This is a genomic window from Acidobacteriota bacterium (assembly GCA_040754075.1).
In the GTDB taxonomy this organism is placed as follows: domain Bacteria; phylum Acidobacteriota; class Blastocatellia; order UBA7656; family UBA7656; genus JBFMDH01.
Window position 1 is genome coordinate 288,623 of the sequence record JBFMDH010000004.1, and the last position, 15,689, is coordinate 304,311.

Genomic DNA, 15,689 nt, shown 5'->3' on the forward strand with positions numbered 1-15,689 from the left:
CTACTAGGACTTTCAGTAGCTAGTACACTGGAACCTAAATTTGTTGAGGTTCAGAGTTACGCCTTCAGGCGTGAGAGCAACGTATATCACGCCTGAAGGCGTAACTCTGAACTCTGAAAAATATCAACTTACTTTGGTTCCAATGTACTAGGAAGTTATCGCTAAAACACATCCCTTTTTAGCACCGGCATCTAATCGTCCTGTGTGTTGCGGATGTTATCAATGGGATAAAGCAATAAGAGAAAAATCAATTTAATTAGGAGTCAGTGTACGCTTTGTTACTGTATGATTCCATAAAAGAAGCCCTCTCAAAAACGGAAGGGCTTTAAATTTTAATATTTACTCTAAATGCGCCAGGAAGTCTAAGATCAGGAATGCCCTGATTGTGTTTGCTTTCCTGCCATAGGTTAGGTATTCGCCGTGCATTATCTTATGGCGGCTGAGTGTGAATGGATTGGTTAGAGGCTGACCATATCGCGCATTCTGGAACAGGATGCTGAACAGAATATAGTTTACTAGCTCAAGCATATGTCCACTGAGAATATCTTGGTTAGTCGCTTCAGCTTCAAACCAAACTCTAAGTTCTTGTAGCTGGTTTTCTGCCCCATGCGTTTTAAACACGAGCCCCTTTTGTCTTCTGAATCTTGTTAAAACGCCATCAATCTGAGCAATCAAAGTGGGCACCACTACATTTGAAGGATTTTCCCTATTCTTTGCTCGCCTAAGTGTAGCAACACAATCTCGGAAGATTTTTATCCTACGCTTGAACAGCGGATTTTCCGCCCAACCTTCTACCATATTTGACAGGTTTTTAAAATCATTTTCTGAGAAGTATTCCCAGAAAAGAGCGTTCATCTCAGCGAGCTTGTTCCCTCTCTTCCTTCCAAGCTTTACTGCATCGTAAACAAAACTTTTTGGTAAAGACGGTGTAACAAACCAGTTGTATTTCTTCAGTACCCGAGCAGCCTTCTGTTCTGCGATGGGATAAATATTTTCAAAATCTTCCCAATACTTTGACAAACCGTCAAAGATGCTAGAGTGAGCATCAACCCAGCCTTGGTAAAAATTAATTTTTGGCTGTATCGCCTCTAGAAGGGAATCCGTGATCTTCTTGAAGTTTCCCGCAAGAGGATCATAGAAATTCATAGTTGGGAGTTGAAGCTTCGCCAACAGGTTATCGGTGATGTCCTTAGAAAACTTCTCTGCGATTTGAGCGGCTGTTGGTGTCATTCCGCTAACTAAATTTTCAATGCCAGATGCTTTGACGACATCGAACCCAGAAATGGGATTCACAAAATCAGGCATCTTAGGTCTCGCAGCCTCAATGATGTTCTGAAAGCCACTAATGGCCATTGTCATTTCTCTGTGCCTTGACATCCCCATCTCCTTTAGAGCCTCAAGAGCGGAATTTCGTGAAAGGCTCTGAGCTAGATATGAAAAGTGAGAAGTGCCAATGTTGCTAATTTTTCTCAAAGTCGCGTCCAACTCTTCTCTATCTTTCTTGAACTTTGATTCAACAGCATTCTTAAAACTAAAAAACACTTGATCATCCTTAACATCATCTAGGGACTGCTTCAATTCATTTCGTGCGTAGTCCTTAGCAATCTGGATAAATTCTATCTCAGCTAGGTTTTTTAACTCATTCAATTCTAATTTTGGAGATTTAAGCTGGTTTCCAATAGTTTTGAAGGTAAATTCCTTAGCATCCTTGATAGACCATAGCCAATCTTCAATCTGCTGCTGGTCATTACAAGAAATATAACCAATCTCAACATCTCCAAGCGTAGGAGATGTTGTCTTCGTGTTGAAATCATCTAAATTCATAACATATCTCCTTTATGAGGCGATATGTTACTCTGGTTTAATAATTGAAACAATATGTCTTTAATGAAATTAAACCGCTAGATAGAATCTTCTCTGAATGGGAGGTGTTATTGGTTATTCTATGTCATCTTTACTGTGAAGACTAATTATCTGTGTAACTTTGTTTGGGTCATCAGTTTTTATCAACTCAGAAGCCTGAACCTCAATTTTTTCTCTCGGTTTGCAAATCTCAGATAGTTCATCACAGACGTTTTCAGCTAAAGAAAAGTCATTATTAATAGAGTAAATTTGACGATGACTATTAATGACTTGGTATCTATTAAATTCATTTACTTCATCTACTTCAGTCAAAGTTACAATACAACCATCAGCTTTTTCATAATCTTTGAAGTGAGTTCTTTCATAAATGAGTAGGAGTCGGTTTGGATTGAGCGGAAAATTAATTTCCACTCCTGGTGAAAGCCACCCTCTTTTGCCAATTTCTTTAATATGATTATCCTTTACGACCGGATTATCTGATGTATAAAAAGGCTGGTTAGTTTTATTTACTGCAACTACCCATATCATCTTGGATAATGATTCTGCCATTTCTCTAATATTTTCTTCATCAAAGATATGCTGGGCATGAATAAATGCCTCAAATCCTTCTGTAACCTTGAGTGTAGCAGTACCTTTAGGCAAATCTGGGAAATTCAATTTCATCAACGAATCAATCAGTGCTTGTCCATAGGCTCTCTCCCCCTCAATAATTTGATTTCGCATATCTCGCGTCCTTAGAATTTGAAATGTAAGGACTACAGCCAAAGCCTGAACAAGTTCCTCGGACAGAAACTGATCTTCGAGGAGATTGATTGCCTTCTCTATTATCGGCTTGAATCTTCCTTCAAGCTCTGCGAACCTATCTTCGATATACTTTTCATGTATTCCTTCTGCTCTCCGTTTATCGGTGATCAATTTGGAGGGCAGTTCGTAAAAGTAATTCTCGTGACCTACATTTAACGTTGTGTCCGGTCTAATTTCACGTTTGAATTTGTCATAAACAAAAAGGTGATCCCCATCTTCCGTAAAGAAACTGAGGTAGAACTGTGGAACATAATGTTGCTTCTTCTTACCTGCCATAAAAACTCCTCAATTATCAAAACAACGATTTTACCGAAAAAAGATTGAGACACCGAAGGCGCTCAGTCAAAGGGTTTTTCATCACAATGCTATCAGGACATTGTAATAACAGTAATTTTGTATCTGAACTTTGCAGAGCAACTACTATTTAAATTACTGCGTTGATTTATCCAACTGTCTGGTCGTGTGTTCGGTGACGCTTGGGCGAGGGGAACTTGATTCGTACCAGTCGGCGGTGGGCGTTAAGGCGTCGTTGGTCAAAGTCTCTTTGGATTCGAGCATGCGCCCGGTGTCTTTTTGTTGAAGCTCGAAGTTGTGCAACTCAACCAGTTTTTTACTGACAATCAAACCGTTGAAAATCAAGCCGAGACCGATGAAGAAGGGAATCAACCCCGCAACCCAGATGCGATTGAGAATTTCTGCTTCGCCTTGACCGACTTCGCCGCTCAAGGTGATGCCGCGCATAAAAATATAAAGGAAAATCATGACACTGATGCCGACGCTTGAAGTAATCACTCCGGCTTTGATTTCGTTATAACGTTTGACCGTCTGTTTATAGCGTTTGTCGGCGGGCGAGAGCCGGGCTTGGTGTTCAAGTTCTCGACGTTCGCGCTCTTCATCCGACATCAGGATTTCAGCTACCCAGGTTTTGCTCATATCGAATTTTTCATTCGGCACTCGTTTGGTGACCGCCTGGCGAACCGCTGCGAGGTCTGCGCCGCATTGTTTACAGAAATTCAAAGTATCATCTTGCGTGGTGCCACATTTCGGACAAAACATGTTGATTCTCCTTTGGTACTCCCAAAATTACGACGATTATAAAGCCCCGGTTCAATCAATTACTAGCGCGAGTCCGGTGAAAGCTCACGCCAAGCCGCAAAGATTGGCAAAGCCTGAAAGGATTTTTCGTGTCATCAAGGTATTGAAATTTCATCGCAAAAATAGAACGCGAATAACCTCAATGCTACGGATGCTCATGAATTTCTTCCGCTATGGATGAGCGCGAATCGCCTCCGTGAAGCTTTGTCGTATCCGTCTAATCTGTGTCCGCTTGCCTGAAATAATCGCAAACAACCCGCGCACACTAGCAACTCACTCAGGTTATCGTTACAATCGTGATTCATTTTTCAGCCGTTTTTTTTCATTGCTTTATGATTACCGTTGATCAGGCTCTCGAAATTATTTTACATCGCGTTGCGCCGCTTGGCAGCGAATCGGTTGCGCTCGATGCCGTCTATCGGCGCACCCTTGCCGAAGAGGTCATCGCCGATATGGATTTGCCGCCGTTCAACAGAGCGCGAATGGATGGCTATGCTTTACGCGCCGAAGACGCGCAGACGGCTCCCGTGACCTTAAAACTAATCGGAGAAATCGCGGCGGGCGCATCATTCAATGGTGAAATCAAACCCGGTGAAGCGATTAAAATTTTCACCGGCGCGCCGGTTCCCGCAGGCGCAACCGCTGTGCAGAAAGTCGAAGTCACCGAAAGCGACGCCCTCACCGTCACCATCAAAGAGCCTGTAAAACCGGGGCAATTCATCACTCCACGCGCCAGCGAAATCAATGCAGGCGAAACCATCACCCGCGCCGGACGTCGCATCGATGCGGCGGAAATGGCGGTGCTCGCCTCATTCGGTTACCCGCAAGTGAAAGTGTTTCGCCGTCCGCGTGTCGCCGTTTTATCGACCGGCAGCGAACTCGTCGAGGTTTCTCAAAAACCGGTTGAGGCGCAAATTCGCAACTCGAACAGTTACAGCATTGCCGCTTATGTTGAACGCGCCGGTGGTGTGGTGGAAAATTTAGGGACGGTAATTGATACGCCTGAAGCCACCCGCGAAGCCTTGCTCAAAGCCTTTGAGCATCGCGATGTGGTGATTACCTCTGGCGGCGTTTCGATGGGCGATTACGATTTGGTGAAAGCGACACTCAAAGAACTCGGCGCAGAAATCTATTTCGATAAAGTCATCATACGCCCCGGAAAACCTACGGTTTTCGCTCGACGCGACGACACCTGGTTTTTCGGATTGCCGGGAAATCCCGTATCAACTTCGGTGACTTTCAATGTGTTTGCGCGACCCGCTTTGCGAATTTTGCAAGGCGATAGCGAACCCCTATTGCCGACCATTCACGCGGAACTTGTCAGCGGCATTAAAGACGCTTCGAGTCGTCGAAGTTTTCTGCCCGCGCGGTTATTCGTTAAAGATGGTCGCGCATTGGTTGAATCGTTAAAATGGGGCGGGTCATCTGACCTGGTCGCGTTTATGAATGCCAATGCCTTGATTATCGCGCGCGAACAGGTTCACGAAATCGCCGCCGGGAGTTTGGTTGAAGTTTTAACTTTGAATGAATTTTAATGTCGGAAAAAAACACAGAGCAGAAGAAAGGGAGAGGGGGAGAAAGGGAGAAAGGGAGAGAGGGATGCCCTGCATCTTCTGTCGTTCCTCTTTTGCTTGTTTCCTCTGTGTCTCTGTGTCTCGGTGGTGAATCATAATTATGCCGTTTACCCATTTAGATGAAGAAGGTCGGGCGCGCATGGTTGATGTGAGCGCCAAACCTGTGACCACGCGCGCGGCGGTTGCCAGTGGCTTTGTGCGCATGTCGGCAGCGACCATCGAAGCGATTCGCCATCAGCAAACCCCGAAAGGCGACCCGTTTGAAGTGGCGCGCATCGCTGGCATCATGGCTGCCAAACGCACTGCCGAACTCATTCCGCTTTGTCACCCGTTGCCGTTGAATTATGCCGATGTGCAATTGGAAATTGGTGATGAGGGCATTGCAATAACTGCCACGACGCGCATCGACAGTAAAACCGGCGTCGAAATGGAAGCCTTGACGGCGGTCGCCGTCGCGGCGCTTACGCTTTACGATATGTGCAAAGCGATTGATAAAAGCATGGTGATTTCAGACATTCGATTGGAATCCAAAACCGGTGGTATTTCGGGAGATTATCAGAGAGAAACTCAGCCGTGAGCCGTAAACATCATTCTCACCTCAACGAAATCGAACAGGCGATTGCCTCACACTTCGGCTGGAAAATTACCGATGAGTGGCGCGAGAAATTAGCCCTTGAAGTCAAACGCAAAGCCGAAAAGTTACAGGTTGATGAAGCCGAGTATTGTTTGAAAGCCGCGCATACGACTGCCGAACTCGAAGTGCTTGCCGATTTGCTCTCGCATAATGAAACCCGTTTTTTCCGCGAACGTGAACAGATTCATACGCTCAGCCAGCAAGTGATTCCACAATTGATTGCCGCGCGCGCGCCGGAAAAAATTTTGAATGTCTGGAGCGCGGCGTGTTCAACCGGCGAAGAGGCGTACACCATTGCTATGCTGATTTGCGAAGCCATTCCTGCGAATGAAAAATGGCAAGTGCATATTCTGGCAACCGACCTGCGCGGCAAAGCGATACTCACCGCAATGCGTGGCGCGTACCCGGCATCGGCTCTGGTATTGATTGATCCGCTGCTGCGCGAACGTTATTTTTCAACGGCTGCGGGTAACGGGCAGGGAAGTCTGCTCGGTTACGAGCAATCATTCGATGTCGTGAGAGAGTTGAAAGAGTGGGTTACCTTTCGTCGCGCCAATCTCTATGATCAGAATTTCTGGCGGAGTTTGCGCCAGCAGTTTGATTTGATCGTTTGTAATAATTTGCTGATGCACTTTCATCCGATAGGCGTTCATCAGACCGTCGAACGGCTCGCCAAATCATTAAATCGCGGCGGCGTATTGACCGTCATCAAAGGCGAAGGGATGTTCATCGACCATTCAAGCCTGAAACGTGACCAGGCATTTCCCGGCAACTTTTTCGTGAAAAAATAATCAACGATTTTTTTTCAACCCGACTTGTCGCATCGCTTCATGGATTTCCCGATTTTGCATAAACCATTTCCACACCTTGCCGCTGCGTAAATTTTCGGCGCTCAGTAAGGTGATGCCGACATCGATACCAATCACATCCGAGTTCACCCAGCCGGTTTGCGGATTGAAAGCATCGACGAATCCGTATCTGCCATAAATTTTATCGCCGAATTTTGCTTTCATCTCTTTAAGCGCCGCAAGGCAAATATCCGGCGCGAACATCAATGAACCGCCCGCCGCGTAAGGCACAACCGTGCCATCGGTTGCCGGGTCAAGCGGCGGACCGCCCCAGGAGATGTAACCTTTCTGGCTATCGGATGCCGTGATGCCCCACAGATTTTCCGAGTAACCGGTAAACCCGAGTTTATTGAGGCTCATGCAAAATTCCCGATGAGCGCGGGTCGCCGCGATTGAGTTGGCGAAGTAGTCAACATAAGGCGGCGCGGATTCGCTTCTGCCGCGAAAATCGACCCAGGCGTGTGAAAATTGTTGCACGAAAAGCGGCGCACCGGTGATGTAGGTGTATCCCGCAAAGGTTAGCCAATCGCGTCGCCACGCATACCACATACGCGCATCAGATGGGTGCGTCGGCGAACCGATTGCCAGTAAATCCAGCATCAAATGTTCGCTGAACTGATCCCAGCGACTTTCGAGAAAACCGCTTTCCGGTCTCCAGCCCATCGTCAAGGTCAACCTGCCGTTTTGCATCCACGCGAAATCAATGCGCTCGTAAATCAAGGTCGCCAGTCTGACGATTTCCGCATCGGTTTTGAATTTCTGTCTGGCAGTTAATATGCCGCCCAGCAAAAGCGTCGTGTCTATCGAAGAGATTTCGCTTTGCCAGCGCCGTTCGCCGCTTGACGGGTCGAGCCAGTGATAAAACCAGCCTTTTTCATTGAATGCCTGACCGGCGAAAAACCGTAACGTCTTGCGAATTCGTTCACGCGCCTCTTTATCGCTAATCCAGCCGCGCTCAGCGGCGATGCACAACCCTGTCAATCCGAAACCGGTTGACGCCGTGCTGGCGATGTTTTTACTCGGATGGGAATCGGGCAATGGCGAACCATCGCTGCGGGCGCGGTCAAGCACCAGACCATTTTCAGGATTTGCATGGTCTATGAAGTATTGAAAACTGCGGCGCGATAAATCTTCGAGAAAGGCATCATCGGCTTTCGAGATTTTGAAGCGCTCAGGATAGTCGATGGGTGGAAAAGATTGTTGGGCAAAACAGAGACTGCTTACCGCAAAAAAAATAGTGAGAATGAACGCAAGTTTGATTGGCAGCATGGGTTTTTGATTGAGGCAAGCGGCAGAGACCGCGATGCCAATACCTGTTGAGCGCCTTTGACACAATTCGACGCTCTTGTTTACGAAGGTTTTTTCACCGCAGAGACGCAGAGGTTGCGCAGAGAAAGCCTCATCCCTCTGCGCCGCCTCTGCGTTCTCTGCGTCTTTGCGGTGACTGACCATTTTTTGCCCGGTTAATTGAGAATCTATCGAATGTTGATTTATCACAGTCAAAGATTCTACGAAAATTTATTTTGCGGCAACCTCGAAACTCGATTCCAAACCGCCAACCGAACTGTTGCCGACGAAAACTTTGAACTCGCCCGGCTCCACCGTAAATTTCAGGGCGCGATTGTAAAAGCCTAAATGCTCAGGCGCGAGGGTAAATTCGACGCGCCGCTTTTCATTGGGCTTCAAACTGATGCGCTCAAACCCGCGCAACTCTTTTACCGGTCGGGTAATGCTTCCCGCCACATCGCGAATATAAAGTTGCACGACTTCATCACCGGCGCGTTTGCCGATGTTTTCAACCTCGATGCTCACTTTTATTTTGCCATTCGGTTGAATGCTTTTGGCGCTCAGTTGCAAATTCGACAGACGAAACTGTGTGTAACTCAAACCGTATCCGAACGGATAAAGTGGCGTCCACGCGACATCCAGATACTTCGAGGTATATTTGTTATTCGCATCCGGCGGACGACCGGTATTTTTATGGTTGTAATAAATCGGGCATTGTCCGACCGAACGCGGAAAGGTCACAGGCAATTTGCCGCCGGGGTTGACATCGCCAAATAAGACATCGGCAATCGCGTTGCCCGCTTGGGTTCCTGCAAACCAGGTTTCCAAAATCGCCGGGGCATTTTCAGCAACCCAGTTGATGGCAAGTGGTCTGCCGTTCATCAACACCACAACCGTCGGTTTGCCTGTGGCGATGATGGCTTTCACCAAATCGAGTTGTTTGCCGGGCAAATCAAGCGAACTGCGTGATGCAGCTTCGCCGCTCATATCGGCGGTTTCACCGACAGTGATAACGGCGACATCGGATTCACGCGCGGCGCGAATCGCTTCATCAAACCCTGCGGTTGAATCGCTGCCGACCTCGCAGCCTTTCGCATAAATGATTTTAGTTGATGAACCGACTTTTGCTTTGATTCCTGCAAGCAAGGTGACGGCATCTTCTTTTCTGCCGTCGCCCGACCACGAACCAATCATATCGAGTTGGCTGTCAGCCAATGCGCCAATCACCGCGATTGAATTTAAGTTTTTACTGAGCGGCAACGTCTCGCGTTCATTTTTCAGTAATACCATCGAACGCGCCGCCACTTCACGCGCCGCCGCTAAATTTTCTTTGCTTAAAATCGCTTGAGCCTCGCGCGATTCATCAACGAACGGTTTTTCAAAGAGCTTCAGTCGAAATTTGATTCTCAAAACTCGTCGCACCGCTTCATCAATGGTTGCCATGCTGAGTTTGCCTTCGCGGACGAGTTGCGCGCCGTTTTGATTGTAGAGGCGGCTCACCATCTCGATATCGACGCCCGCGTTCAGCGCGTGGCGCACCGCATCGGCTCCCGTAGGCGCGATGCCGTGATTCATCAATTCGCGCACCGATTCATAATCGCTCACCATAATGCCATCGAATTTCCATTCGTTGCGCAATACCTGAGTGAGGGTAAATGGATTTGCCGAACCCGGCACCCCATCGATGTCATTGAACGAACTCATAAAGGTGCCAACGCCGGCATCAAGCGCCGCTTTGAATGGCGGAAAATAGGTTTCCCGCAAATCTCTTTCGGTGAGATTGGTGGTGTTGTAATCGCGCCCGGCTTCGGCTGCGCCATAGGCAACCCAGTGCTTGGCGCAGGCGACGACTTTGTCCGGGGCGCTGTAATCGTTGCCTTGAAACCCCTGAACACGGGCGCGCGCCATCGCCATGCCCAAATAGGTATCTTCGCCAGCGCCTTCGACGATGCGCCCCCAACGGGCATCACGCGCAATGTCGACCATCGGCGCAAATGTCCATCGCACGCCTGAGGCGCTGGCTTCACTGGCAGCAACGCTAGCAGCGCGTTCAACTGCGGCAGTATCCCAACTCGCCGCTTCGCCGAGCGGCACCGGAAAAATCGTTCGATAACCGTGAATCACATCAAACGCAAACAGCATGGGAATTTTTAAACGCGACTCATTGACTGCAATGCGTTGCAATTCATTCACACGCTTTGCGCCGCGTATATTCAAGGTGGAACCCAGCGTGCCTTTGCGAATCATCTCAGGATGTTCGGGGCGGAAATTCCCGTTGGCTTCACCATCGAGTTGCTGCAATTGCCCAAGCTTTTCTTCAAGCGTCATGCGTCGCAGCAGGGCATTGATGCGACTTTCGATACTATCATTGCGCGGCGGTAAGGCTATCGACGGAAGCGTTAAAAATAGTAAAGCGGGTAAAAGTAGAAGCCTGTTGACTTTCAAAACCTTCATCTTCAAGGCACTCCTTGCTGGACGTCTCATTCGTCCCTGCTAAATCGGTTTACGAATTGAATCTCCACTGCGTATACTTCAACAAACTGGCAAACCATGAATGGTATAAAAAAATTGTTACGAAAAAAAAAATCAACGGTCGCCCGGTTACATTTTGCGATTAGCTTGATGGTTATGTTCGGGGCGCTGTTTTATGGTTGTGCGGCAAACCTCTTTGCGAACCCCTTGCAAAACCCTGCGCCGCCTGCAACCGTTGAAACCTTGTTGCAGGAAGCGGTCACATTTCTCAAAGCGCAAAACCTGAGCGAGGCTGAATCGCGATTGCGGCGCGCGCTCAAACTGGCTCCGCAAAATGCCGATGCCCACAATCTGCTCGGCATCGTTCTCGATCAACAAGGTAAGGCTGCCGAATCCGAACGCGAATATCGCGCTGCCTTGCGCCTCAACCCCAATTCAATTTCAGCCCGCGCCAATCTGGGCGTTTTACTCGCTCGCGGCAAACGTGACAGCGAAGCTATCGAGAATTTTGAAGCCGTGTTAAAACTGGCTCCCGACCACCCGCAGGCAACCATCAATCTCGGATTGCTGTATGCTTCTCGCAAAGACTTTCAACGAGCGGCGAATTTGCTGACGCGAGCCAATGAATTACAGCCCAATACGTTTGACATTCTTCTGCACCTGGGCATTGCGCGTTATCATTTGCAACAGCTTGATGACGCTGCCAAGACGTTTATCGCCGCATCGAGTCTGGCAAATCATGCCGCCGAGCCGTTTTACTTTCTCGGTTTGATCGCGGCGGCGCGCGGCGAGGACGAAACCGCTTCCGAATATCTGGAGAAATCTCTGGCGCTTCGCCCGCAATACCCTGAAGCCAATTTCAAACTCGGTGAGTTACTGCAAAAGCATCAACTTTATAAATCGGCAAAAGAGTTTTACGAACGCGCTTTAGCACAAGACCCCACGCAGCCGGCTTATTATGCGAGATTGGGTGGAACCTATATCCTGCTGGCAAATTTTGAACAGGCGCTTCTGGTCTTTCAGCAGGCGACCGAGCGATTTGCGAAAAACGCCGATATGCACTATTTTCTTGCGCTCGCGGCGCGTGGCATTGCCGATTACGAACTGGCGCAAACGGCGCTGCGCAAATCGCTCGCCCTGCAACCTGATCAACCGGACGCGCTGGCGCTTTTAGGCGCAATCATCAGCGACCGTGGCGCTGCTGTCGAAGCCGAAAAACTGTTGCGCCGCGCCGTCAGGCTGGATGACAAACATTTCAATGCTCATCATGACCTGGGACTGTTGTTGGTTAGAACCCAGCGGTACAACGAAGCCTTGCTTATCCTGCAACGCGCCGCCGCGTTGAATAACGAAGATGCCGACACCCATTATCAACTCTTCATCACCTTATCGAGACTCAAGCGCAGAGAAGAGGCAGAGCGCGAACTCGCCATCTACAAGCAACTCATGGAAAAATCAAAGAACAAATAAAGGCGCGAAGAACAGGTCAATTGCCCGTTCTTCGCGCTGATATGCAACATCCTTTTTCATCTTACTCATAAAAGTCAGGGTGACCTTCCTTTCAGATTTGGAAAGTCACCTGAGATTTAGAAACTGAACCGCGCCTGGAACTCGATGACACGACCGGCTAACGCGCCGTCGGGTTCACCAAATGTCGGGCGATTGACGAACACCCCATTGCTGAACGCCTGGAAGGGCGACAGGTTGAGGTTGTTGAAGGTGTTGAAAATGTTGAAACGCAAATCGAGTCCGACGTTTTCACCCAGGACTCCGAAATTCGGCAACCCGAAACGTTTCGCCAGACTCAGGTCTGTAGAAAAGTATTTGGGACCGCGAAAGACATTGCGTCCGATTCCCGGCGGATTCAAATCAAACGTGGGAGTTCCGGTTGCATCGGTTCGCACCGTTGTACTGAAATAGGCGGAGCCGCCGCCCGGGAAGATGCCGTTCGGGCGCAGGAAATTGTCGTTGGAATTGCTCGACGGTTGTTTGCCGAGGAAGTTGGTCGGGCGAATCGGGCCAAAGAAGTTGCCGTTTGGACCTCTGAGACCCTGATCGATTTTAGGCGTCCAGGGGAAACCTGTATGCTTGGTGATGATGGCGCTGATTTGCCAGCCGCCAAGCAACTTGCCTGTCCAATCCGTCTGTTTTCTGAAAAACGGCAAATCCCACACCGCCGAACCGGCAAAGAAATGTCGGACATCGAAATCCGAAGGTCCGTGTTCCTGACGATTGTCAACCGGATAGGTTTGGTTGGTGCAACCGCAAGGCGCTTCATAGGATGTGGAGTCAATGCTCTTGCTGAAACGGTAATTGAAATCAAATTGCAAGCCGCCTGAGAAGCGTCTTTGCAAACGCGCCAGCAAGGCATTGTAGTTAGTGTTGACATCCGGCACGGCAAAATACACCGCGAAGAAATGCGGATTCTGAACCGGCTGAACCAGATGTTGCGGAACAATGCGAACGAACTTGTGACCGGTGGTTCCTTGATAGCCGAGGGTTGCGGTTAATTTGCCAGGCAGTTCGTATTGTCCTTCAAGTGAGTAACGATAGACATAAGAATTCGGCAGATCGGGGAAGGTGCCGTAAATTTCGATTGCGCCAACTCTCGGCGCGCCAGTCGCCGGGTCGATGCCGCCGCCGAGAACCGAGTTTGCCGGGTAACTGAATGGTGAATTGCTGCTGCCCAGCGCATAGAGAATCTGCCCGTCAACAAAGGGTCTCGCCCAATCTTCGCCGCCTGCGGCTCCAGCGCCGCCACAGCAGATGCCATAGCGCGCGCCATTGGGTGGATTGGCGCGGGCGTTTGCCAATAAAGCGTTCGGCAAACGGTCGAAACCAACTCCGAAACCACCGCGCACCACGCCTTTTTCGTTAAGCAGTTTCGGACTCCAGGCAAAACCGATTTGCGGTCCGAAGTTGTTGTAGTCGGAATTGCTGAGCTTATCAACCGTAACTACTTTGGCATCTGCCAAACCTTGTGAGCCGAAAACCAGATTTCCCAATTGTCCGCCGCGCGCCGTAATCGGTTGAAAATATTCCCAGCGCAATCCGAGATTCAAGGTTAAATTGGGACGGAATTTCCAGTCATCCTGGAAGAAGAAACTGAGGTCGCCACTCTTGAACCCGGTATCGTTGGCTTGCGGTGTGCCGCTGGCATCAGCGTTAATCGCCTCGAAAATCGGCGTGTCATTGGCAAAGTTCCAGGGTCTGACAAATGAGTAGAGCGGACGCGCCCCGCCGGAACCGGTATCGTCGTTCAAGTCGATACGATATTCGGCACCCGCCTTCAAAGCATGGCTACCTATGACTTTGGTTAATGAATCACGAAAATCCAACTGGGTTTCTTTGAGAACGCCGGGGGTATTTTCCGAGCGGTTGGCGCCAAAACGCAGACGGTCGCCGCCCGGCAGTAAGCCTTCGATTTCAATACGCGGAATGCCGAAATTGACCTCCGGGTTCGCGGAAATTTCGTCAAACGACCAGCGCGTGATATTGAAGCGGGCTTCGTTCAACATGGTTGCTGAGAGATTGCGTGTGTAAATTACCCCGACATCCCAGTTCAATCTGTCGGAGGTAATGTCTGCCATCGGTCGGCTTTGCGCCGCTGAATCGGAGACGAAATTGGTCACCGGCGTGAAAAATGCCGTGAACGCAACGTTATCTTTTTGCGACACGGTGTAGTCAACACGCGTGAAATACTGGTTGCCTCGAAAACGTGTCGGGTCGACAAGCAACACATATTGCAAGTCGGGAATGCCATCAAGACCTCCACCGAGCGGCGCGCTGAACGGCACATATTGTCCCGGCGAGCCGGACGGCGAACCAATATCAAACCCACCGGCAACGAGTTGGCAGGAAGGCACAGCGAAACTGGCATCGGCGCAGGTGCGCGACAAGGTGCTGACAATCCGCGGTTCGATGCCCGGTTGCGTTAAAATTTTTGCCGCAATCGAATTGGGTCGCACGCTGCGAATCAGTTGACGAAGTTGCGGCGTTTCTACGAAGGCTTGGTGAGTGTTGTTGGTGTTGCTGCGAAAGCCTTCATACGAGAAGAAGAAAAACAAACGGTTTTGAATAACCGGACCGCCCAGACTGCCGCCATAGGATTTGTTCAACTGCTCGACACGTTGCGGCGCAGAAAGGCGCGTGGTTCCGGGAATGCCGAAGAATTGATTGAAGGCGTTCAAGCCCGGACTGGTATATCTGTAAAAACCGCTGCCGTGAAAATTGTTGGTGCCATTTTGCGTAACCACTTTGATTTGTGCGCCGCTGTTGCGTCCATCTTCGGCTGAATAGGTGGTGGAGGTTACTTGCAACTCTTTAATGCTTTCCTGCGACGGGGTAATTACCGCAGCCCCACCCCAGGTTTGACTGTTTACACTGATGCCGTCAATCTGAAAATTATTAGAAGAAACGCGCTGTCCGTTGGCGCTGATGGGAACCTGATTTTCAGTTGAAAAGATCGACACGCTTGAGCCGCCCGGGCCGCTGGTGTTTGGCAAATTGGCAGCGCCGCCGTTGGCTGAACGCGCGCCTTCGCCAAAGACGCCGGGCGTCAGTCTGAGCAAAGAGAAGGGGTCGCGTCCGGCTTGCGGTAAACGCAAAACTTCCAGATTGGAGAGTGTTTTGTTGATACTGGCATTTTCGGTTTGCAGCGGGGCTTCGCTGGTGGCGGTCACGGTTACCGATTCGGCAACCTGCCCTGCTTCAAGGGTAATATTGATGCCCTGCGTTTCTTCCGCATGAATAACGTAGTTTTCCAGAACTTTCTTTTTAAAGCCGTCGAGTTCGGCAGTCACCGTGTAGACGCCTGGCGCAAGTCCGGTTACACGATAGAAGCCTTCGTCGCTGCTTTGTACTTGTTGCGTTTTTCCAGTTTCTTTATTGGTAACAGTAATCGTTGCGCCCGAAACGACTGCGCCCGACGCATCGGTTATTGTACCTTGAATGCTGGCTTTGAATTGTGCTTTAGCGGTTAATGAAAACCCGAAAAGCAAGGCAAATCCAAAGGTCAAGCAAAATAGTTTTTTCCATGATTGATACATCACTTGCCCCTCCGACGATTAATTTGATTTGCAACGGCGGTTTGCGTGAGTACGCCTTCGTTGC

Annotated in this window: 10 protein-coding genes; 4 read left to right on the forward strand and 6 right to left on the reverse strand. The window is 49.3% G+C overall.

What is annotated here, in order from left to right; all coding sequences use genetic code 11:
* Positions 1-339: 339 nt before the first annotated feature.
* From AB1757_06900 to AB1757_06910, 3 genes are all read right to left on the reverse strand, one after another.
* Positions 340-1,824 (reverse strand): hypothetical protein, encoded by a 1,485-nt coding sequence (locus AB1757_06900; protein ID MEW6126749.1) that lies wholly within the window; start codon positions 1,822-1,824, stop codon positions 340-342.
* Between the two features lie 114 nt (positions 1,825-1,938).
* A complete protein-coding gene (locus AB1757_06905) occupies positions 1,939-2,943 on the reverse strand; it encodes a DUF4238 domain-containing protein (GenBank protein ID MEW6126750.1) in 1,005 nt (334 codons plus the stop codon).
* A gap of 153 nt (positions 2,944-3,096) precedes the next feature.
* On the reverse strand, positions 3,097-3,723 hold the full coding sequence (locus AB1757_06910; protein ID MEW6126751.1) for a hypothetical protein: 627 nt from the start codon (positions 3,721-3,723) through the stop codon (positions 3,097-3,099).
* 371 nt (positions 3,724-4,094) lie between these two features.
* Here AB1757_06910 and glp point away from each other — a divergent pair, with 371 nt between their 5' ends.
* From glp to AB1757_06925, 3 genes are all read left to right on the forward strand, one after another.
* Entirely contained in the window at positions 4,095-5,297 is a 1,203-nt protein-coding gene (glp, locus tag AB1757_06915; GenBank protein MEW6126752.1) for a gephyrin-like molybdotransferase Glp, read from the forward strand.
* Positions 5,298-5,436: 139 nt separating this feature from the next.
* Positions 5,437-5,913, forward strand: a complete 477-nt coding sequence (moaC, locus tag AB1757_06920) for a cyclic pyranopterin monophosphate synthase MoaC (GenBank protein MEW6126753.1) — start codon at positions 5,437-5,439, stop codon at positions 5,911-5,913.
* Positions 5,910-6,761 (forward strand): CheR family methyltransferase, encoded by an 852-nt coding sequence (locus AB1757_06925; GenBank protein ID MEW6126754.1) that lies wholly within the window; start codon positions 5,910-5,912, stop codon positions 6,759-6,761. The genes moaC and AB1757_06925 overlap by 4 nt, the downstream gene beginning before the upstream one ends.
* On the opposite strand, the gene AB1757_06930 is transcribed toward AB1757_06925, so the two are convergent.
* Both AB1757_06930 and bglX read right to left on the reverse strand, forming a co-directional pair.
* Complete coding sequence (locus AB1757_06930; protein ID MEW6126755.1) at positions 6,762-8,087, reverse strand: glucoamylase family protein; 1,326 nt, start codon at positions 8,085-8,087, stop codon at positions 6,762-6,764. It abuts the gene before it with no gap.
* A gap of 249 nt (positions 8,088-8,336) precedes the next feature.
* The gene (gene bglX, locus AB1757_06935; protein MEW6126756.1) at positions 8,337-10,559 is read right to left on the reverse strand and encodes a beta-glucosidase BglX; all 2,223 of its coding nucleotides are present in this window, start codon (positions 10,557-10,559) and stop codon (positions 8,337-8,339) included.
* A 114-nt stretch (positions 10,560-10,673) separates the two neighbouring features.
* Between bglX and AB1757_06940 the strand changes: the two genes are divergently transcribed.
* Positions 10,674-12,047 (forward strand): tetratricopeptide repeat protein, encoded by a 1,374-nt coding sequence (locus tag AB1757_06940; protein ID MEW6126757.1) that lies wholly within the window; start codon positions 10,674-10,676, stop codon positions 12,045-12,047.
* Between the two features lie 116 nt (positions 12,048-12,163).
* Here the strand turns inward: AB1757_06940 and AB1757_06945 are convergent, their stop codons facing one another.
* Positions 12,164-15,625 carry a TonB-dependent receptor gene (locus tag AB1757_06945; GenBank protein ID MEW6126758.1) on the reverse strand — a complete coding sequence of 1,154 codons (3,462 nt, stop codon included), beginning with the start codon at positions 15,623-15,625 and terminating at the stop codon, positions 12,164-12,166.
* Between the last annotated feature and the right edge of the window lie 64 nt (positions 15,626-15,689).

Coding starts and splice junctions, on each gene's coding strand:
- AB1757_06905 (MEW6126750.1), bottom strand. CDS start 2,943: ATGGCAGGTAAGAAGAAGCAACATTATGTTCCACAGTTCTACCTCAGT.
- glp (MEW6126752.1), top strand. CDS start 4,095: ATGATTACCGTTGATCAGGCTCTCGAAATTATTTTACATCGCGTTGCG.
- AB1757_06945 (MEW6126758.1), bottom strand. CDS start 15,625: ATGTATCAATCATGGAAAAAACTATTTTGCTTGACCTTTGGATTTGCC.
- AB1757_06900 (MEW6126749.1), bottom strand. CDS start 1,824: ATGAATTTAGATGATTTCAACACGAAGACAACATCTCCTACGCTTGGA.
- moaC (MEW6126753.1), top strand. CDS start 5,437: ATGCCGTTTACCCATTTAGATGAAGAAGGTCGGGCGCGCATGGTTGAT.
- AB1757_06910 (MEW6126751.1), bottom strand. CDS start 3,723: ATGTTTTGTCCGAAATGTGGCACCACGCAAGATGATACTTTGAATTTC.
- AB1757_06930 (MEW6126755.1), bottom strand. CDS start 8,087: ATGCTGCCAATCAAACTTGCGTTCATTCTCACTATTTTTTTTGCGGTA.
- bglX (MEW6126756.1), bottom strand. CDS start 10,559: ATGAAGGTTTTGAAAGTCAACAGGCTTCTACTTTTACCCGCTTTACTA.